This is a genomic window from uncultured Paracoccus sp. (assembly GCF_947496875.1).
In the GTDB taxonomy this organism is placed as follows: Bacteria; Pseudomonadota; Alphaproteobacteria; order Rhodobacterales; family Rhodobacteraceae; genus Paracoccus.
In genome coordinates, this window is sequence record NZ_CANMEH010000003.1 from 247,326 (window position 1) to 266,740 (window position 19,415).

At 65.7% G+C, this 19,415-nt stretch carries 15 protein-coding genes and 1 pseudogene; 9 read left to right on the forward strand and 7 right to left on the reverse strand.

All coding sequences use genetic code 11. The annotated features are described in order from the left end of the window. Positions 1-10 precede the first annotated feature (10 nt). Entirely contained in the window at positions 11-253 is a 243-nt protein-coding gene (locus Q0938_RS05675; protein WP_299360147.1) for a BolA family protein, read from the reverse strand. 250 nt (positions 254-503) lie between these two features. On the opposite strand from Q0938_RS05675, the gene Q0938_RS05680 reads away from it, so the two are divergent. The 4 genes from Q0938_RS05680 (at position 504) to sulP (ending at position 4,139) form a co-directional block, all read left to right on the forward strand. Beyond that, the gene (locus tag Q0938_RS05680) at positions 504-1,058 is read left to right on the forward strand and encodes a thioredoxin family protein (protein ID WP_299360149.1); all 555 of its coding nucleotides are present in this window, start codon (positions 504-506) and stop codon (positions 1,056-1,058) included. Beyond that, positions 1,055-1,738, forward strand: a complete 684-nt coding sequence (gene gph, locus Q0938_RS05685; protein WP_299360151.1) for a phosphoglycolate phosphatase — start codon at positions 1,055-1,057, stop codon at positions 1,736-1,738. Before Q0938_RS05680 ends, gph begins: the two co-directional genes overlap by 4 nt. A 172-nt stretch (positions 1,739-1,910) precedes the next feature. Next, a complete protein-coding gene (locus Q0938_RS05690) occupies positions 1,911-2,333 on the forward strand; it encodes a TIGR01244 family sulfur transferase (RefSeq protein ID WP_299360153.1) in 423 nt (140 codons plus the stop codon). Positions 2,334-2,336: 3 nt separating this feature from the next. Then, positions 2,337-4,139: a SulP family inorganic anion transporter gene (sulP, locus tag Q0938_RS05695; protein ID WP_299360155.1), complete on the forward strand. Its 1,803-nt coding sequence runs from the start codon at positions 2,337-2,339 to the stop codon at positions 4,137-4,139. 111 nt (positions 4,140-4,250) lie between these two features. Here the strand turns inward: sulP and Q0938_RS05700 are convergent, their stop codons facing one another. The 3 genes and pseudogenes from Q0938_RS05700 to Q0938_RS05710 form a co-directional block, all read right to left on the reverse strand. Further along, positions 4,251-4,835, reverse strand: coding sequence for a c-type cytochrome (locus tag Q0938_RS05700; protein ID WP_299360157.1), 585 nt, complete (start codon positions 4,833-4,835; stop codon positions 4,251-4,253). Continuing rightward, a pseudogene (locus Q0938_RS05705) lies at positions 4,832-6,090 on the reverse strand (PQQ-dependent sugar dehydrogenase). The gene Q0938_RS05700 and the pseudogene Q0938_RS05705 overlap by 4 nt, the downstream one beginning before the upstream one ends. A gap of 244 nt (positions 6,091-6,334) precedes the next feature. Beyond that, positions 6,335-7,645 (reverse strand): SAF domain-containing protein, encoded by a 1,311-nt coding sequence (locus Q0938_RS05710; RefSeq protein WP_299360160.1) that lies wholly within the window; start codon positions 7,643-7,645, stop codon positions 6,335-6,337. A 518-nt stretch (positions 7,646-8,163) separates the two neighbouring features. Between Q0938_RS05710 and Q0938_RS05715 the strand changes: the two genes are divergently transcribed. The 3 genes from Q0938_RS05715 to Q0938_RS05725 are packed head-to-tail and all read left to right on the forward strand — an operon-like array spanning position 8,164 to position 12,429. Then, a complete protein-coding gene (locus Q0938_RS05715) occupies positions 8,164-8,877 on the forward strand; it encodes an ABC transporter ATP-binding protein (RefSeq protein ID WP_299360163.1) in 714 nt (237 codons plus the stop codon). Further along, entirely contained in the window at positions 8,874-11,240 is a 2,367-nt protein-coding gene (locus Q0938_RS05720) for an FtsX-like permease family protein (protein ID WP_299360165.1), read from the forward strand. Before Q0938_RS05715 ends, Q0938_RS05720 begins: the two co-directional genes overlap by 4 nt. Before the next feature lies 1 nt (position 11,241). After that, positions 11,242-12,429, forward strand: a complete 1,188-nt coding sequence (locus tag Q0938_RS05725; RefSeq protein ID WP_299360167.1) for an HlyD family efflux transporter periplasmic adaptor subunit — start codon at positions 11,242-11,244, stop codon at positions 12,427-12,429. Between the two features lie 17 nt (positions 12,430-12,446). On the opposite strand, the gene Q0938_RS05730 is transcribed toward Q0938_RS05725, so the two are convergent. From Q0938_RS05730 to Q0938_RS05740, 3 genes are all read right to left on the reverse strand, one after another. Further along, positions 12,447-13,937, reverse strand: a complete 1,491-nt coding sequence (locus tag Q0938_RS05730; protein WP_299360169.1) for a pyridoxal-dependent decarboxylase — start codon at positions 13,935-13,937, stop codon at positions 12,447-12,449. Positions 13,938-14,081: 144 nt separating this feature from the next. After that, positions 14,082-15,167 carry a cysteine synthase A gene (cysK, locus tag Q0938_RS05735; protein WP_299360171.1) on the reverse strand — a complete coding sequence of 362 codons (1,086 nt, stop codon included), beginning with the start codon at positions 15,165-15,167 and terminating at the stop codon, positions 14,082-14,084. A gap of 139 nt (positions 15,168-15,306) precedes the next feature. Then, on the reverse strand, positions 15,307-15,675 hold the full coding sequence (locus Q0938_RS05740; RefSeq protein ID WP_299360172.1) for a cupin domain-containing protein: 369 nt from the start codon (positions 15,673-15,675) through the stop codon (positions 15,307-15,309). A 138-nt stretch (positions 15,676-15,813) separates the two neighbouring features. Between Q0938_RS05740 and Q0938_RS05745 the strand changes: the two genes are divergently transcribed. Together Q0938_RS05745 and Q0938_RS05750 are read left to right on the forward strand one after the other, a co-directional pair. Further along, positions 15,814-17,361 carry a winged helix-turn-helix domain-containing protein gene (locus tag Q0938_RS05745; RefSeq protein WP_299360174.1) on the forward strand — a complete coding sequence of 516 codons (1,548 nt, stop codon included), beginning with the start codon at positions 15,814-15,816 and terminating at the stop codon, positions 17,359-17,361. A gap of 726 nt (positions 17,362-18,087) precedes the next feature. Beyond that, complete coding sequence (locus tag Q0938_RS05750) at positions 18,088-19,248, forward strand: nucleotidyltransferase (protein ID WP_299360176.1); 1,161 nt, start codon at positions 18,088-18,090, stop codon at positions 19,246-19,248. Positions 19,249-19,415 lie beyond the last annotated feature (167 nt).

Consider the following 19,415-nt stretch of genomic DNA (forward strand, 5'->3'; position numbering starts at 1 on the left):
AGCACGTGGGTCAGTCGGGTGCCCGTGTGGTCAGCGCCAAGGCATGCAGCGCGCCGCTGGGTCCATCCATGCGACCCTTCAACGCGGCGTACACGGCGCGCTGTTGCTGCACGCGGTTCTGCCCGCGAAAGCTCGGATCGATGACCTCGGCAGCAAAGTGGTTTCCGTCGCCGGCAAGGTCGGTGATGGTGATCTTTGCATCCGGAAAGGATGCCCGGATCAACTCCTCGATGTCGTGGGCTTCCATGGCCATGTGCAGCGTCCTTCATCTCGAGCCACATCGATGTAAGCGGCGGTCGACTGCACCACAAGTCCTTGCGGTCTCGGTGGATCGGGCCGCTTAGCGAGAAGGAAGGCACAGACCCGCCGGAGTGGGCGAGCGACTCCGCCGCTGATCCATATACTGCATAATCTGTATTATGTAACTTGAACATCCGTCGTGATCAGCTGCCGGTTCCATGTGACTGCGAACTCGCGCTAGCTTCGCGCCAGGAGGATCACACATGCCGACCATTGCACCCGTCTGTGACTTCGGCGCCGCGGCGCCCGATTTCGATCTGCCCGGGACCGACGGACGCAGTTGGACGCTGAGCGACGTTCGTGGTCAGCGCGGCACGTTGATCATGTTCATCTGCAAACACTGTCCCTACGTCCTGTCGGTGATGGACCGCATCGTGCGCGACGCGCATCAGCTGATGGATCATGGCGTTGGCGTGGCCGCGATTTCGGCCAATGACGTCGAGGCCTTTCCCGAGGACGGGTTCGGCGAGATGCGGTCCCTGGCCAAGGCGCATGGGTTCCGATTTCCTTATCTCTACGATGAAAGCCAGGCCGTTGCCCACGCATACGGCGCCGAGTGCACGCCGGACTTCTTCGGTTACGACGCGCAGCTCGGGCTGCAGTATCGCGGGCGTCTGGACGCGTCGGGGAAAAAGCCGGCCGCACCCGACGTTCGACGTGACCTGTTCGAGGCGATGATGCAGATCGTGCGGACTGGACAAGGGCCGCGGGATCAGGTCCCTTCCATGGGATGCTCAATCAAGTGGAAGCCCTCATGAATGTCTGTGCCGCACCAGTCCCCGTCGTTTTCGATCTGGACGGGACACTGATCGACAGCGCCCCGGACATTCACGCCGCGGTCAACGCGGTTCTCGGGGAGCATGGACGGCCAACCCTGTCGCTCGAACGGGTGCGCAGCTTCATCGGCGGCGGGGTTCAGGTACTGTGGGACAAGATCGGCGCTGAACTGGGCATCGCTGCAGCTGACCTTCCCCCGATGGTCGCCGCATTCATGACGCGCTACCAGGGTGCCAACGACCTCACGATCCTTTTCGACGGCGTGCGGGAGGCGCTGGAACTGCTCAGCAGCCGCGGTCACCCCCTTGGCCTGTGCACGAACAAGCCGGCAGCGATCACTGCGGCAGTTCTGGACCACTTCGGGTTGTCCGGCCTGTTCGGCGCGGTGATCAGCGGCGACAGCCTGCCCCAGAAAAAACCTGATCCCGCACCCCTGCTGGCGGTGCTGACCGCGCTCGGCTCTCATCCCGACCAGCCGCGCGGTCTGTATGTCGGGGACAGCGACTATGATGCGGCGTGTGCTCAACGTGCCGGAGTGCCGCTGATGCTCTACACCGGCGGGTATTGCCACGCGGCGCTTGACGACCTTCCGCATCACGCGCAGTTCGACCATTTCTCGACCCTGCCCGGCCTTGTGGAACGCGCGGCGGCCACGGTCTGATCGGCCAGCACGAGAGGCTCGGTCGGCTATCATATTCATCTATTGAAATGTATCCGCCCGTTGTTTAGGTGTGTGCCACCCCACGCCGGCCGTCGTGCTTGAAACGGCATCCGGTCCGACACAGTCTGTTCCTGCACGCCACCTCATCTTTCCCCTGCATGACGGAGCCCCGATGGACCTGCGCCAGTTGACGCCCGATCTCGCCGTTTCTCCCCAGATCCAGCCCGAGGATGTTCCCGAGCTTGCGCGGGCTGGTTTCAAGGTTCTGATCAACAACCGCCCCGACAACGAGGTCGGCGGTCGTGAGTCGTCGGCGGCGATGCAGCGCGCGGCAGAGGCCGCGGGATTAGCCTATCACTACATCCCTTTTCAGCCCGGTCAGATCACGCCCGACATGGTGGATGCCTTCGCCGATGCGACGGCGCCTTCTGCGGGTCCGGCTGTGGCCTATTGCCGGTCCGGCAACCGCTCGGCGGTGCTGTGGGGACTGACACAGGCCGGACTGCGCCCTGCCCAGGACATCCTGTCCACGGCAGCGGCGGCGGGCTACGATCTGTCCGGCGTCGCCCCCCTGCTGGGCCGCACCCGGGGCTGACCCATGCCTGTTGCGCGATGGGCTACCGAACGCTGGACGGCGTTCAGGCGACGGCCGGACCGGCTGTTCCCGGTCCTGGACTGGGCGCGCAGCTATGACGCGGAGACACTTTCCGCCGATCTGACCGCCGCGGTGATCGTCACGATCATGCTGATCCCGCAGTCGCTGGCCTACGCACTGCTGGCCGGCCTGCCGGCCGAGATCGGGCTCTATGCCTCGATTGCGCCGCTGATCACTTACGGGGTCTTCGGTACCTCGCGCACGCTCGCGGTCGGCCCTGTCGCGGTCATCAGCCTGATGACAGCGGCAGCCGTGGGAAAGATCGCGCCCCAGGGCAGCGCCGACTATCTCGCCGCAGCCATGCTGCTGGCATTCCTGTCCGGTCTCTTCCTGCTGGGGATGGGCGTGTTGCGGCTGGGATTCCTGGCGTCCTTCCTGTCGCACCCCGTTATTTCCGGCTTCATCACGGCCAGCGGCATCCTGATCGCCGCATCGCAGCTGCGACATCTGCTCGGGGTCCGGATTCATGGCGAAACGCTGCCCGAGATTCTAGAGGGACTGTGGACCGCCCTGCCCCAGACACGGATCGACGCGCTGGTAATCGGCGTGGGCGCGACCGCATTCCTGTTCTGGACCCGCAGCCGCCTGAAGCCTCTGCTGATGCGGCTCGGTTGGCCGGACAAGCGTGCGGCAATCGCCGTGCGTGCCGCGCCGGTGCTGGCGGTCGTGGTGACCACGCTCGTCGCCTGGGGTTTCGATCTGGCCGCCCGGGGGCTTTCGGTTGTCGGCGATGTGCCTCCGGGTCTGCCCAGCCTGTCGCTCCCACCACTCGATGGGGCCCTGCTCGCGCAACTTGCCATGCCGGCGCTGATCATTTCCATAGTCGGATATGTCGAGACGATCTCGGTGGCCCAGACGCTGGCGGCGCGACGCCGCGAGCGCATCGACCCGGATCAGGAACTGATCGCGCTTGGTGCCTCGAATGTCGGGGCGGCCATGTCGGGCGGGTTCCCGGTAACCGGCGGTTTTGCCCGATCAGTGGTCAACTTCGATTCCGGGGCACGCACGCCGGCCGCCGGAGCCTTTACCGCCGCGGCGATGGCGTTGGCCACCCTCACCCTGACCGGTGCCCTCTATCATCTGCCGCAGGCCACGCTTGCCGCGACGATCATTGTCGCGGTCCTGTCGCTTGTCGATCTGGGCGCGCTGGCGCGTGTCTGGGCCTATTCCCGCGCGGACGGGGCGGCGATGATGCTGACGATCGTAGGCACGTTGCTTGCCGGTGTGGAAATCGGCATCGCGCTGGGTGTGGGCCTGTCGCTGGCGCTGCACCTGTTCCGCAGTTCGCGGCCGCATGTCGCGGTGGTGGGCCAGGTGCCTGGGACCGAGCATTTCCGCAATGTGGACCGGCATGAGGTTGTCACCTCGCCCGAGATCCTGTCGCTGCGCATCGATGAAAGCCTGTATTTCCCGAACGCCCGTTTCCTCGAGGACTCCGTCTATGACCGGATTGCGGCCGACCGGCGGATCCGGCATGTGATCCTGATGTGTTCGGCCGTGAATTTCATCGACTCCAGCGCGCTTGAGTCGCTCGAGGCCATCAACCGGCAACTCAAGGATTCAGGCGTGTCGCTGCACCTGTCCGAGGTGAAGGGGCCGGTCATGGACCGGCTGGCGCGCAGTCACCTGCTGCACGATCTCGGCGGACGGGTCTTTCTGACCCACTTCGACGCCCTGGCCAGCCTGGTGCCCGAACTCACCAGCCGGACATTGGCGCAGCCACGCACGCTGTCGTCCCACGCGTGACCTTGAGGGCAGACGTGCGAAAGGGGCCAGATGGCCCCTTTCCTGTGCACCTGCCGACCGCTCAGCGTCGTCTGGCATGGTTCCGCCGTCTGTGACACGCAATCCGCGCCCCTACGGCCCGGCAATCTCGAGCTCGATCGACGCGAACCAATCCGCTACCTCTCTCAGCTCTCCGTCGGTCAACTCCGTGGCGATCGGGGTCATGATGTCGTGGGTTCGCTGGCCAGTCCGGAAGGCATTCAGCTGGGTTTCCAGGTAGACGCGGTTCTCTCCGGCCAGATGCGGCGCGTCCGCGACGACGGCGATCCCGTCCGCGCCATGGCAGTCCGAACAGAGCGTCGGGGCGGCGGCCGCGTCGAACCCGTCCGGCAGGACCGCTGTCGCCGTATGACTGGCGTACCAGGCCGCAACGTTCGCGATCTGCTCGTCGGTCAGGTTCTTGGCGACAACGCTCATCATCTCGTGCTCGCGCTCGCCGGACCGGAACGCCCTTAGTTGCGCGGACAGGTAGGTTGCGGGCTCGCCGCCGATATGCGGCGCGATCGGCACCTGAGCATAACCGTCCAGCCCGTGGCAGGTCCGGCACATGTTCGCGACCTGGCGACCTGCCTGCGGATCACCCGGCGGGTCCTGGGCCGCGAGCGGCCCGGCGGGAATCAACCCGCCGAGCCCGACTGCAAGAATGAGCGCTCTCATTCGGAGGCCGGTTCCTTGTACGAAATGCGGTACAGGGCGCCGGCAAGGTCGTCCGAGACGAGAATCGAGCCATCGCGGAGCTGCGCGATGTCCACCGGCCGGCCCAGATACTCGCCATCCTCGTTCAGCCAGCCTTCCGCGAACGGTTTGGTCGTGGGATTGCCCTCGTCGTCGAAGGTCGTGACCATCACCCGGGCACCAACGGGTTCCGTCCTGTTCCACGAGCCGTGCTGCGCGGAGAAGATCACGTTGCGGTACTCCTCCGGGAACATGTTTCCGGTGTAGAACATCATTCCGAGATCCGCAGCGTGCGCCTCGGTCTCCACGGCCGGGAAGACGACATCCGCCGGGGGCTCGCTGCCCTCGTATTCCTTCGTGCGGACCTCGCCGCCGCCATACCACGGAAAGCCGAAGTGCTGCCCCGCGGCGGTCTGCCGGTTGATCTCGGGATGTCGTCGCCCATGCCGTCCACCTGGTTGTCCGTGAACCAGAGTTCGCCCGTTTCGGGATGGAAATCCTGGCCGACCGAGTTCCGGATCCCGCGGGCGAAGACCTCGCGGCCCGTTCCGTCCTGGTTGATGCGGATGATGCCGCCAATACCCTGCTCGTTGTAGAGTTCGGCCTTGTCCTCGGGCGGAACGTTGTGGGGCTGCCCGAGCGAGATGTAGAGCTTGCCGTCCGGCCCCACGTCGCAGACCCGCGCGGAGTGGTTGAAGCTCTGTTCCTCCGCCGGGATCAGCTCACCCTGCGGCACCACGGCGGCCGCGACGACGTCCGGGCTCTCATAGAAGAACTCGGCGGCGGGAAAGACGATCACCCGGTTCTGCTCGACCATGTAGAGGAATCCGTCCGGCGAGAAGCAAAGGCCATTCGGAATCGACTTCTCGAGCGACGGGGCAAAGGACTTCACCTCGTCCGCGACCCGGTCCTTGTTGCGGTCGGTGACGACCCAGACGTCCTCCTTGCGGGTCCCGACGAACGCCGCAATGCCCTGCGGACCGATGGCGATGTGCCGTGCATCCGGCACGATCGCGTAAAGCTCGATCGAGAAGCCCTCGGGCAGCGTGATCCGCTCGAGTGTCTCGCGAATGCCGTCAGCGAACGCCCCCTCCTGCTCGACATACTCGAAATCGGCCGTCCCGACGCTCTCGGCACGGCTCAACCGCTCGAGCGTGTCGGGCAAGTCGGTGTTCTGAGCGGCGGCAAACCCCGCGAAAAGCGCGGGAATCGCGGCAGCGGTAACGATCCTCAGCATTCGTGTTCCTCCCTGGTTCATTGCGCGAAGCGTAGTGCCCGAGGCCGAGAGCTGGCAATGATAATTCTGGCGGATGCGTCGGGGGCGCGAGGTTGTCGGCAGGGCGGAACCGGCCAGCGCGGACTATCGTACCCATGCGATCTGCATTCCGCATCTCGTCCGGTGAGCAGGCTGCAAGAACACTGACAAACTCAGCCTTAGCGGCTGAATCGGCGGGGCTGACCGGAACGCGGGACGTAGATGTCTAGACCGCCGAGCTCTCGCCCTGCAGGCACTCGCGATAGAGCCGTACGGCCGCGTCCTCCGTGATCTCCACGTCCGCGAAGCGCAGCGGCTTTCCCCTCGGCACGGCGCGGATCAGCGTGATCCCCTGCGCGAGCCCGATCGGCAGCACGTCATCGTGCGCGGCCCGCGACGCAGGCATCGCGCGGCCCCAGACGGTGTAGCCCCCCTCGCCGTCAAGCCGGTCCCCCGGCCGGAGGTCCCGCTTGGCGACGGCGGCGACCGTCGCGTGGAAGCCGCGCGGCGCCCCCGTCGGTTCGTGGCGCAGCGCCGCCGACAGTACCGACGTCGCGAGTTCCAGGCCGATCATGTGGAACGGGCGATACATCGCCGCATGGCGGCCGGTCGCGTCCGTGGGCAGTCCGTATTGCCGTAGGCACGACGCGGCATAGTCGTTCAGCGCCTCGATGACGACATAGACACCCCAGCGCAGATCGCGGAACACTGGCCGCCCGTCGCGCTCGAGGCTCGACACCACCTCGACCATCCCCGGTTTCTCGAGAACACCGCCGATTTCGCGCGGACGCAGAAGATGGGCGAGATCGTCGGTGCCGCAGGGTGGAAACCCGAGTCCCTCAGCCGGTACCGAAAGCCCGGTGGCATTGGCGATCGCGGCCGCCTCGATCGCACTCTTGGTGCCATCCAGAAAGGAATTGAACATCTGCGGGTTCATCCCCGCGGCCCGCGCCTCGGCCTCGCTGAGCCCGTAATGAGTCCAGACGGCATCGGGCGTGACCTCGTGGTAGGCCGGCAGGTATTTCGTCCCCTTGCCCGCCGCCACCACGCCGAAGCCATTGGATCGAGCCCAGTCCACCAGTTCGCAGACAAGCGCCGGCTGGTCGCCGAAGGCCATGGAATAGACCACCCCCGCCTGCCGCGCGCGGCGCGCCAGTACCGGTCCCGCCAGCACGTCGGCCTCGACGTTGACCATGACGATGTGCTTGCCCGCTTCGATCGCGGCCAGGGCGTGGCGTATCCCGGCGCGCGGGTGACCGGTGGCTTCGATCACCACCTCCACACCGTCTATGGCGGCGAGATCCGATCCGTCTTCGACGAACCGCGTCGCGGCGATGCGCTCCTCGCTCCAGCCGACCTCGCGGCACGCGCGACGCGCCCGATCCGGGTCGAGATCCGCAATTACCGGGACCTCCAGCCCGTCGATATGCGGCACCTGCGCCAGGAACATCGAGCCGAACTTGCCCGCCCCGGTGAGGCCCGCTGCGACGCGCCGCCCTTCCGCGGCGCGCACCGCGCAGAGACTTGCAAGATTCATCCGTCGTCCTCCAAGCAGTTCATCGGGTGGATTGAAAAGGAAATCGCCGCGGGATGCCATGCTGTCGGAGCCGGGGCGAGGCGACTCGAGCAGGTGGAAATGGATCCCGAGATCGCGCCCGGAAGCAATTTCTGCGATCCCCAGGATCGCTGGATCGCTGGATCGCTGGATCGCTGGATCGCTGGATCGCTGGATCGCTGACGCATTGCGGCCCGGCATGGCGTTAGCAAGCGTAAAGCGCGTATAACCTACGAGTTCCTGCAACGTCGTCATGACCCACCGACATCGTCAAGATATTTCCGAACGACAACTCGATCTGTCGCGTGTCGTCGGCGCTATCCTGATGGTCCAAACGGAGAAATAGACTCTCCAGCGGGTCGCTGCATGGCTGGAAAACACTCGCCCAATCTACCAGGATCTATGCCGCAGTAGGACATTTATCGACACCTATTTCGCTAGGCCACCCGAAAGCATGATGCAGTAGGGAACGGCCTTCCCCGTTCACGAAGGACGCCTCGATGGACCAGCCCGTCCCGATCTTCCGCGTCCACGGTCTGACCAAGACCTACCGCTCGGGCACCGTCGAGGTGCAGGCTCTGCGAGGCGTGGACTTCGAAGCCACGGCGGGCGAGTTCATCGTGATCCTCGGACCCTCGGGTTCAGGCAAGTCGACCTTTCTCAACATCATCGGCGGGCTCGACCAGGCGACGTCGGGCGAGGTCTGGTTTCTGGATCAGGAGCTGACCGGTCTGAGCGACGCGGGGCTGACACGCTACCGGCGCGACCACGTGGGCTTCGTCTTCCAGTTCTACAATCTTGTCCCGTCCCTGACCGCGCGGGAAAACGTCCGCCTCGTGACCGAGATCGCGCGTCGTCCGATGAATCCGCTCGAGGCACTCGCCATGGTCGGGCTCGAGGACCGGATGCACCATTTTCCGGCGCAGCTCTCGGGCGGCGAGCAACAGCGCGTGGCGATTGCCCGGGCCATCGTCAAGAACCCGGAGGTCCTGCTCTGCGACGAGCCGACGGGGGCCCTCGACTCGGCGACCGGGGTGCGGGTGCTCGAGGCGCTGATGCAGGTCAATGGCGCGACAGGGGCCACGACGCTGGTCATCACCCACAACGCCGCCATCAAGGATCTGGCGCACCGCGTCGTCCGCTTTGCGAACGGTACCATCTCCGGAATCGAGGAGAACCCGGTCCGAAAGTCGCCCGCGGAGGTGAGTTGGTGATCCGTCTGGCCCCCCTCCAGATGAAGCTGCTGCGCGATCTCCGCCGCCTCTGGGCACAGGTGCTGGCCATCGCTCTGGTCATGGCGGCGGGCGTGGCGACGCTCGTGCTGGGCGTCGGCGCCACGGACTCGCTCGAGCGCACGCGCCAGACCTACTACGAGGAGAACCGCTTTGCGGAGGTCTTCGCCTCTCTCACCCGCGCCCCGCGCTCGTTGCTGGACAAGATCGAGGCGGTGGACGGGGTGCTGGACGCCGACGCCCGGATCGTCAGGCTTGCCATGCTGGACATGCCGGACATGGCGGAGCCCGGCAACCTTCTGCTCGTCTCGGCGCCCGAACCGCAGGGTCTCAACCGTCTGCACCTGCGACAGGGGCGACTGCCGGACCCGGGTCGAGTGGGCGAGGCGGTCGTGTCGCAGGGGTTCGCCGCGGCGCATCGACTCTTCCCCGGGTCGAGGTTGCGGGTGCTGGTCAACGGGCGAAAGCGGGAGGTGACCGTCACCGGGATCGCGATCTCGCCAGAATACATCTACGCGCTGGGGCCCGGCGACATGATGCCTGACCCGCGGCGCTTCGGCATTGCGTGGATGACGGACGAGGACCTCGCCGATGCCTTCGACCTCCGGGGCGCCTTCAACGACGTGCTGGTGAAACTCGTGCCCGGCGCATCCCCGGCGCAAGTCATCGCGCGGATCGACGCCCTGCTGGCGCCCTATGGGGGGCGGGGGGCGACAGCGCGCAAGGACCAGATGTCGCATGCATTCCTGGACGCGGAACTTCGCCAGCTCCGGGGCATGAGCCGGGTTCTGCCGCCGATCTTCCTGGCGGTGGCGGCGTTCCTGGTGAACATGACGCTTTCGCGCCTCATCACGCTGGAGCGCGAGCAGATCGGACTGCTGAAGGCGCTTGGGTATGGACCCTGGGCGATCGCGCGGCACTATGTCGGCTTCGTGGCCGCGATCGCCGTGATCGGCATCCTGATCGGCTGGGTGGCGGGGGCATGGATGGGGGCGGGCCTTGCGCGGGTCTATGCCCGGTTCTTCGATTTTCCCTATCTGATCTTCACGCGCAGCCCCCAGCCCTACGCGGTCGCGGCGCTCGTGACCCTCGGCGCGGCTGTTGCCGGCGCCGTCACTGCGGTGCGCGCCGTGGCGTGGCTACCCCCTGCGGTGGCAATGTCTCCGCCTGCGCCGGTTCGCCATCGCAAGATCCTGGGTGGCGCCCCGGAAAGATATCTCAGGCTTCCCCAGACCGTGGTCATGACGGCGCGCCACCTGCTGCGCTGGCCGCTGCGCGCGGCCGGCGGCGTGCTTGGCGTGGCCTTTGCGGTGGCGGTACTTGTCGGGTCCCTGTGGAGCTTCGGTTCGATCGAGCGGATGATCGACCTGACCTTCGTGCGCACCGAGCGCCAGGATGCCACGCTGACCTTCGCCGAGGCGCGACCCCGGGCGGCGCTTCACGCAGTCCGTCAGATGCCCGGCGTGCTGCGGGCCGAGCCCGAGCGGGTCGTGGCCGTACGTTTTTCGCATGGATCCGCCGACCGGCGGGTCGCCCTGGCAGGGGTGGCAGAGGGCGGGGATCTGTCACGCCTGCTCACCCCCCGCGAGAGACCGATGGCGCCGCCGGACTCGGGCGTGGTGCTGTCGGAGACGCTGGCCGACTTGCTGGGCGCGAGGGCCGGCGATGACGTGATCATCGAGGTGCTCGAGGGGGATCGGCGCGTGATCAAGGCCCGGGTTGTGGGCCTCAGCCTTGGCTATCTTGGGCTCGGGGCGACGACATCGCTGTCCGCGCTCAACCGGATGCTGGGCGAGGGGGCGGTGATCAGCGCGGTCCGCGTCAAGCTCGATCCGGCAGCCGAATCCGCGTTCTTTGCGGCCGTGAAGGAGACCCCCGGGGCGGGGTTCCTGACGCTGAAGCACCTGACGCTGCGGCGCTTCCGCGACACCATGGCCGAGAACATCCTGATCTCGACGGTCGTCTACCTGGGCCTCGCGGCGGTGATCGCGGTCGGCGTCGTCTACAACTTCGCCCGCATCTCGCTGTCCGAGCAGGGGCGCGAGCTTGCCAGCTTGCGTGTTCTCGGCTTTACCCGGGGTGAGGTGGCGGGCATCCTTTACGGCGAGATCGCGGCCGTGGTCCTTCTCGCGCAGCCCCTCGGCTGGCTGATCGGAACAGGATTCGCGGTCGCGGTGGTGCAGGCCTTCAGCTCGGAACTCTACCGCGTTCCCCTGGTGATCGGACCCGAGGTCTATGCGACGCCGAGCCTGGTCGTGATCGGCGCAGCCCTTCTCTCCGCCTGGTTGGTGCGGGGCCGCATCGACAGGCTCGACATGGTCGAGGTTCTCAAGACGAGGGAATGACATGACGCGCCGCCTCATCTGGGCCTTTCTCGCGCTCCTCGTCGCGGCCGGCTTCACCTGGGCGCTTTGGCCCCGCCCCATCGCGGTCGAGACGGCGACCGTCGGGCTGCAGGACATCGAAGTCGTGGTCCGGGAGGAGGGCGAAGCTCACATTCGCGAGGTATTCACGGTGTCCGCGCCGATCTCCGGGCACATGTCACGCCAGAACCTGCACGCGGGTGACGAGGTCGCGGCCGGCGAGACGGTGGTGGCGCAGATCAGCCCCGCGGTGCCTGCCCTGCTGGACCTGCGCACGCGGCGGATCGCCGAGGCCACCCGCGACGCTGCCGAGGCGGCGGTCGGCCTTGCCCGCGCCGAGTTCTCCCGCGCGCAGGCGCAGGAGGAGTATGCCAGATCCGAGTTGCAACGCGTCGAGGCGCTGGTGAACCGGGACGCGCTGCCCCGCCGCTCGCTGGACCAGGCGCGACTTGATGCTGCCGCGGCAAAAGCGGCGGTAGAGAGCGCCCGCGCGAACCTGCTGGTGCGCGAGCGGGAGCTCGAAAGCGCGCGCGCGGCCCTGATCGAGGGCAGCGGAGAACGCGGGAATGGCGGCTGCTGCGTCGACATCGTGGCACCGGCCAGCGGCCAAATCTTGCGCGTGCTGACCGAAAGCGAGCAGGTCGTGAGCGCCGCCACGCCGCTTCTGGAGATCGGCGATCCTGCGGATCTGGAGATCGAGGTCGAACTGCTCTCCTCGGATGCGGTGCGGGTCAAGGTCGGGGCGCTGGCGACCATCGACGGCTGGGGAGGTCCACCGCTCGCCGCACGTGTGACGCGCATCGATCCGTCGGCCACCACCCGCGTCTCGGCGCTGGGAATCGAGGAGCAGCGCGTCAAGACGGTGCTGGCACCCGAGGGCGAGCGAGGGGCGTGGCGGGAACTGGGCGACGGCTACCGGGTGACAGCCCACATCGTCGTCTGGCAGGGCAAGGGACTGCCCGCGATCCCGGTAGGCGCGCTTTTCCGCAGCGGGGATGCCTGGGCAGTGTTCCGGGTCGACGCAGGACAAGCCCGGCTTGTGCAGGTCGAACTGGGTCAGCGCAACGAGGACTGGGCGGAGTTGCGCGGCGGCCTCGAACCCGGCGCCGACGTGATCCTGTATCCCGGTGATCGCATCGCAGAGGGGGGCCGGGTGACGGAGGCCCGGTGATCGACACCACGCCAGGCTCAAGGTCCGTCAAGCACAGGCGCCGCAAGCAGCGCCTTGCCGTGGGCGGTGACGTGGTCGATCAGGACGTCGAGCTCCGTGCGAGTGGTGCGGTGATTGGCGATGGCGGCGCGCAGGCAATGGCTGCCTCGCACCGTTGTGTCGGATACCGCGGCCACGCCCGTTTCCTGCATCCTAACCATGATTTCCGTGTTCAGCCTCTTCAGCTCCAGTTCGGACAGCCCGCCTGGGTCGTAGCGGAAACAGACGATGTTGATCGTCACCGGGGCCAACAAGCGCAGGTCGGGCGTAGCCGCGATGCGCTCGGCAAGGTAGCGGGCATGGGCGAGATCCTGATCGATCAGGCGGCCGAACTTGGCGACGCCGTGTTCCTCGAGCGCCATCCAGACCTTGAGTGCGCGAAACCCGCGCGACGTCTGCAGCCCGAAATCATGCAGCCACTCCCCCGAGGCGATGCCGCGCGGCGCGTTCTCCAGATACGCCGGGGTCAGCGCAAAGCTGCCATGATGTGCCCTGGCGTCCCGCACGAGGGCGCAGCCCACCTCGAAGGGCGCATGCAGCCATTTGTGCGGATCGAGCGCGATGGAATCGGCCCGCGCGATGCCGCGCACCAGCGCCTTGCCCCCCGGGGCGATGGCCAGCAGTGCGCCGATGCAGCCGTCCACATGCAACCACAGGCCTTCGTCGGCACATAGATCCGCGATCGCTTCCAGATCGTCGATGGCCCCGGTGTTGACCGTGCCGGCCGTGGCGATCACGCAGGCTGGCTTGAGGCCTGCCACCCGGTCCTTGGCGATGGCCCCCCGCAGCGCCGCCACGTCCATCCGGCAGGCCTCGTCGGACGGCACGCGGCGAAGCGCCCTGTTGCCGAGCCCCATCGCCTCCACCGCGATCTGGTGGCACGAGTGGATCTGGTCCGAGCCGTAGAACCGCAAGGGCGCCTTCAGCGCGCCAACGCCCAATTCCCGCAGGTCGATGCCGGACATCTGGTTGCGCGCCACCGTCAGGCCGATCAGGTTGGCCATGGAGCCACCCGACACCAGGTTGCCGCTCGCGGTCGCCGGGTAGCCGATCATCTCCTTCAGCCAGTTGACGACCTGCTTGTCGATCTCGGCGGCCGCATGGTCGCCGCCGCCGAGATTCGAGCCAAGGATGGCTGCCAGGAAATCCCCCAATGCGCCCGTGAAGTTGCTGGATCCCATGTACCACATCCAGAACCGCGGATGGATGTTGCCCATCGGATAGGGCAGCATGTTCTTCACGAGATCATCGTAGACCGCTGACAATGGCCGGCCGTCCTGCGGCGCCGGGGTACGGAACCGCGCGCGCGCCGCGGGCGGCATGTTCTGCCAGAGCGGGCGCTTGCGAACGTCACGCGTATAGTCCACCGCGTCGTCGACAACGCGTCGGGCAACATCCCGAAGCATGTCCCAGTCAGCCGGATCGAGGGTTTCTTCGATCTTCCTCATCTCGGTGGCGATCGGTTCCATGGCTCACTTCCCAACTCGAAGGTGCGTGCAGAGGAGGGCCGGCCGGGCGCCTCAAAACCGGCCTTGCCGGACCCCGGCTCGCCAACCGCTGACGTCTCGCCGACGGCAACGCCTGGACAAGGTAGCCGCCGAGATTGTCGGTCCTTACTGGGCCGCCATCTGAAAGCCTGGTGTCGAACGCGACAGCGCCGTTTCCTCCTCGGTCATGTCCTCGGGTATCGACTCGAACAGCGGCGTCGACATGTAGCGTTCGCCCGTGTCTGGCAGCATGCAGAGGATGACGGTTCCGGGTTCGGCCCGCTCGGCGATCTTCATGGCGACGGCGAAGGTCGCTCCGCCCGAGACGCCCGTCAGGATGCCTTCGCGCTGCGCCAGCTTCTGCGCCCAGGTGATGCCGTCGGGGCCGGCGATCGGGATCAGTTCGTCGTACAGCCCGTCATCCACGGCTTCCTGCAGGACATGCGGAATGAAATCCGGCGTCCAGCCCTGGATCGGGTGCGGCTCGAAGGCCGGGTGGCTCTCGGCCGGCGAATGGTCGGCGTTGCGCGCCTGCGCGCGGCCGCTGCCCAGAAGCTGTGCATTGGCGGGTTCCGACAGCACGATCTTTGTCTCCGGCCGCTCTCGGCGCAGGACGCGACCGACGCCCGTAACCGTGCCGCCCGTGCCGTAGCCGGTGACCCAGTAATCCAGCCGTTTGCCGGCGAAATCGGCAAGGATCTCGCGGGCGGTCGTGTTCTCGTGGATCCGGGCATTGGCGTCGGTTTCGAACTGGCGGGCCAGGAACCAGCCGTTCGCCTCGGCCAGTTCCACTGCCTTGCGATACATGCCGAAGCCCTTCTCGGCACGGGGGGTGAGCACGACCTTCGCCCCCATCATCCGCATCAGCTTGCGGCGCTCGACCGAAAAGCTGTCGGCCATCGTCACGACCAGCGGGTAACCCTTTGCCGCACAGACCATGGCCAGCCCGATGCCGGTATTGCCCGACGTCGCCTCGACTACGGTCTGCCCCGGGCTCAGCCGTCCGTCCCGCTCAGCCTCCTCGATGATGCTGAGGGCCAGCCGGTCCTTGACCGAGCCGGCGGGGTTGAAGGCCTCGACCTTCACGTAAACCTCAATCCCGGCTGGCGCGAGGGAATTGATCCGGACCGTGGGCGTGTCCCCGATCGTTTCGAGAACGCTGGCGAAAAGCCGGCCACGCCCCTTGGTTGTGCGTCCTGTCATGGCGTCCATCGATCTTCCTCCATTCGGTTTTGCTCGACCGTAAACTGGCCGGCCGTGACGCGCATCCCGCCTGGCTCCGCTTCCCGTCTGCTCGCCCGGACGGCCGTGATCGTCCTTTCTCAGCGAAGCGGCGTCGGCGGCAGCGCCATCAATGCTGATGCTCCGGTGGCGCGAACAGGATGAGTTCGACCCGGTCCCCACCTTCGACATATCCATCGTGTCCCGGCGGAATGTCGAAGAAATCCCCTGCGCCCAGGCGTGTCTCGGCCCCCGTTTCGATCATGCGAACCACGAGGCTGCCCGAGATGCAGTAGCCGATGTGCCGCATCGGGCAGGAGTCGGGTGAGCCGAGCAGCGGCTTCTCGTCCGCCTCCCAAGTCCATCCGGGCCCGAAGATCGCATGCATTCCGGCGCTGCCGTCAGCCATCTTGACGATGGAGATGCTCCCGTGATCCTTCATGTCCAGCAGTTGATCGGGGGTTTCGAACCGTCGGGTCTCTACTGCGTTTCCCTGCATCGCTCTCTCCCTTTCGTCTTTGGCCTTTCCGAGTCGTGGCCATTATACTCGATCAACGTGAGGCATCTGCTTCGGGCAAGCTTGACGGACTCCTGAAGATTTCCTGTAGAATGCGGCGATCGTGCAGTATGCTTGCGCATGACATGGACGTTTGGAGAGTTCCGGCTCGACCCCGAGCGCTTCCAGCTCAGCCGCGGCGGGAGACCGGTGCGGCTGGAGCCGCAGGTACTCTCCTTGTTGATCCATCTTGTCCGAAACCATGATCGCATGGTGACGAAGGACGAGATCGTGGATGCTGTCTGGAAGGGCCAGGCGGTTTCTGACGCGAGCATTTCCAGCCGCATTCGCTCGGCCCGTCAGGCGGTCGACGACGACGGCACCGGGCAGGCGGTGATCCGGACCGTTCACGGCCGTGGGTTCCGCTTTGTTGCCGAGGTGACCGCTTCGGCACCGGTGCATGCGGTCATGGAGGGCGCTACCGATCAGTCCGATCATCCGGGCGGCCGACCATCCATCGCCGTGCTGCCGTTCCGGCCCCTGGGCATGCCCGCGGATCTCGCCTTCATGGCCGATGCGATCCCGCACGAGATCATCGAGGCACTGTCGCGGCTGCGTTGGCTTGCGGTCATCGCGCGGGGATCGACCTTCCGCTTCCGCCAACTCTCCGGTGATCTGGACCTGATCTCGGCGGCACTGACCGCGCGCTATGTCCTGTCCGGGGTCATCGAGAACCCCGGGCGCAGGATCGCGGCGACGCTGGAACTGACCGACACCAGTTCCCGCGAGATCCTCTGGGCCGATCGGCTTGTCGCTCCTGTCGAGGGCATCGGCGACCTGAGAACACGCATCGTGGCGCATCTCGTGGCGGCGCTCGAGACGCACATCCCCTTCAACGAGGCGCGCCTTGCGCGGCTGAGGGACCCGGAAAGCCTAGACGCCTGGGCCCACTACCATCTCGGCCTCGCCCATCTTTATCGTTTCACTGCCGACGACACGGCGCTTGCGCAGATCTGCTTCGAACGGGCGGCCGCGGCAGATCCGCAATTCGCGCGCGCCCACGCAGGACTGTCTTTCACCAGTTTCCTGAACGCCTTCCTGCGCCTCACTCCCGATCCGGCAGCCGCATCCCGCGACGCGCGGCGCCACGCCGAGCGCAGTGTCGGACTGGACGCGCTCGACCCGTTTGCGAACTTCACCATGGGACGTTCGTTCTGGCTGACCAACGAACCCGAGATTGCCGCGGACTGGCTGGCGCGGGCGACGGCACTGAACCCGAACTATGCGCAGGGGTTCTACGCCTCGGCCTTTACCGCGATGCTGACGGGAAATGCGGCGGTGACCTTCGCCGCCCTGGACACCTCCCTGCATCTGAGTCCGCTCGACCCGCTACTCTACGGCGTTCACGGCGTCCGTGCGCAGATGCTGATGCAGCAGGGAGAGCTTCAGGCCGCCGCCCGCTGGGCCGACCGCGCGGCCACCACGCCTGGCGCCCATTACCTGATCGCGATGATCGCGCTTGCTGCGAACGGCCTGGCCGGCCGGCATGATCAGGCAGCCCGGTGGCGGCAGAAGGTCCATCAACTGAGGCCGGCCGCTACCGCCGCAGACTACTTTGCAGCGTTTCCAACGCGCGACGTTGCTTCCCGTGTACGCATTGCCGCCGAGCTGCGTCAGCATGGCCTCTGAGGGCATTCCATTGTGGTCAGACTGTTAGCGTCCGGGTCTGGCTCCCTAACGCGCCCAAGGAATCATCGATAGTATCCATGACCTGCCCCCCAAGGTCCCTCGATTTCATGTAGCGCCAGCGTTATCACTGCCCTTTCTACCAACTCTGGATCGCCCTCGGCTGGGGTTTTCGAGCTTTGTGACGACGGCCGGCAGTTGAGATTGTCGGGGAACTGCAGTGCGTTGGGACTTTGTAACTGTTTTCGCCATTAGGGGCGATCGTTGTTGTAGTATCTGTAGCAATTCTCCAGCTTTTCGGCCGCATCGGCAAGGCTCATGAACGAGTGGGCCTTCAGGAATCCTCACTCAGCTTGCTGTTGAACGTCCTAATGAAGCATTGACGGTGGGCTTGCCGAGGCCTCGAGAAATCAATGGCCAACTGCCTAGCATAAGCCTGACCTTTCACTGATCGCTCATCCAGCTGCGATGGGAGCCCATTGGTGATTTACGGATGTCGGAGGGTGAGCAATCGCTTGGCACGCGGAGCTTCCATCTTGCGCAGCGGAGTGCGCGATTGGGTGGTCCGGTGGAGGTCGAAATCTGCTGGGGCTCGATAGTCATTGTCGAGATGCGGCGCGCGGTGTTGTGATCTGTTACCCGAACCGCGATCACATACCCGCGTGGCCGAGGCTGCGAAACAGCGTTTCATCGGGAAATTCGTCCCGCATTCTGCAGACTCATGAGGACGTGCTCGAGGCGCTTGGGCGGGAAATCGATATTCCCGAGCACCTCCTCGAGAAAGCCACTGATCGATACCTCGCCGTCGGACGACACTTGGATCGACCGGCCTCTTCGATCAAGCACCTCGAGCCTGAGATCTCGCCCCAGGGATCAATCCTCCTGGGCACGGTGACTCGGCCAATCGGCGACGCCGACGAGTATGACTTCGACCTCGTCTGCCTGCTGAACGCCACCAAGCTCGACTACACTCAAGCACGGCTCAAGGCAGCTGTCGGCGAGGAAATCAAAGTCTATGCAGCCAGCAACAACATGCACGAGGATCCCGACGAAGGGCGCAGGTGCTGGACTCTCACCTACAGCGACGGAGAGAAGTTCCATATGGACATCCTGCCAGCAATCCCAGACCGGCAGGCCTACCAAGCGCTACTCGCGCACAAGGGCCACCGCTTGCTTGCTTCAGATCCGACGGTTGTCGACCACGCGATCGCCATTACTGACAAAGAGCACCCCTCCTATCACTGGCTCTCCAACGACTGGCTCGTGAGCAACCCGAAGGGCTATGCGGCCTGGTTCAAAATGCGCCAAGTTGAGGAGGTCATCCGCCGGAAGCGTACGTTGGTCGATGGGCGCGTCTACGCGAGTGTCGAAGATGTGCCGGACCACAGGGTGAAGACGCCGTTGCAGCGGGCGATCCAGCTTCTAAAGCGCCATCGCGACGCGATGTTTCAGGGGCAAGACGAGCGGCCGATCTCGGTAATCATCACTACCCTCGCTGCCCATGCCTATCGAGGCGAGAACACGATCAAGGATGCTCTCGCGGCGATCCTTCTGACGATGAACCGGTATATAGAAGACCCTGGCGGCGTGGAATGGGTGCGCAACCCGGTCAACCCGGAGGAGAATTTCGCCGACCGGTGGGTCGGAGACCCTGCGCGTGAGAAAGCCTTCTACGAGTGGCTTGACGCCGCACGGCGCGACTTCGGCAATTTCCTCACGGCCCCAGTTTCGCGGATTCCGAAAGACTTTCAGGAAGCTATGACCTTGAAGACCATGGCGAAGGTTTCAAGCCGGATCTTCGCTGCCGCCATGCCGGCAGTCGCCGCTCTGGCCGATGAGGCTGCGGACATGAAGGACGCCGGGCAAGACCACAAGCCGTGGGCGCGGTAATCGCAGATTGTCTTAGCGGGCTTTTCGACGAGGCCCGCCGGGCCGTCGCCTTTCATCAGCCCCGACTGCGGTGCCACATTGTCGATGACCACGTCGAAGTTTCTGGCACCTATGTCTTGATGGCCCGGCGGCCGGAGATCGCAGCCAATGGTGCGCTGGCGACCTAT

What these genes read in the sequence shown, in the direction of transcription:
- Q0938_RS05675 (WP_299360147.1), bottom strand. Translation starts at nt 253, where the DNA reads ATGGCCATGGAAGCCCACGACATCGAGGAGTTGATCCGGGCATCCTTT.
- Q0938_RS05680 (WP_299360149.1), top strand. Translation starts at nt 504, where the DNA reads ATGCCGACCATTGCACCCGTCTGTGACTTCGGCGCCGCGGCGCCCGAT.
- gph (WP_299360151.1), top strand. Translation starts at nt 1,055, where the DNA reads ATGAATGTCTGTGCCGCACCAGTCCCCGTCGTTTTCGATCTGGACGGG.
- Q0938_RS05690 (WP_299360153.1), top strand. Translation starts at nt 1,911, where the DNA reads ATGGACCTGCGCCAGTTGACGCCCGATCTCGCCGTTTCTCCCCAGATC.
- sulP (WP_299360155.1), top strand. Translation starts at nt 2,337, where the DNA reads ATGCCTGTTGCGCGATGGGCTACCGAACGCTGGACGGCGTTCAGGCGA.
- Q0938_RS05700 (WP_299360157.1), bottom strand. Translation starts at nt 4,835, where the DNA reads ATGAGAGCGCTCATTCTTGCAGTCGGGCTCGGCGGGTTGATTCCCGCC.
- Q0938_RS05710 (WP_299360160.1), bottom strand. Translation starts at nt 7,645, where the DNA reads ATGAATCTTGCAAGTCTCTGCGCGGTGCGCGCCGCGGAAGGGCGGCGC.
- Q0938_RS05715 (WP_299360163.1), top strand. Translation starts at nt 8,164, where the DNA reads ATGGACCAGCCCGTCCCGATCTTCCGCGTCCACGGTCTGACCAAGACC.
- Q0938_RS05725 (WP_299360167.1), top strand. Translation starts at nt 11,242, where the DNA reads ATGACGCGCCGCCTCATCTGGGCCTTTCTCGCGCTCCTCGTCGCGGCC.
- Q0938_RS05730 (WP_299360169.1), bottom strand. Translation starts at nt 13,937, where the DNA reads ATGGAACCGATCGCCACCGAGATGAGGAAGATCGAAGAAACCCTCGAT.
- cysK (WP_299360171.1), bottom strand. Translation starts at nt 15,167, where the DNA reads ATGGACGCCATGACAGGACGCACAACCAAGGGGCGTGGCCGGCTTTTC.
- Q0938_RS05740 (WP_299360172.1), bottom strand. Translation starts at nt 15,675, where the DNA reads ATGCAGGGAAACGCAGTAGAGACCCGACGGTTCGAAACCCCCGATCAA.
- Q0938_RS05745 (WP_299360174.1), top strand. Translation starts at nt 15,814, where the DNA reads ATGACATGGACGTTTGGAGAGTTCCGGCTCGACCCCGAGCGCTTCCAG.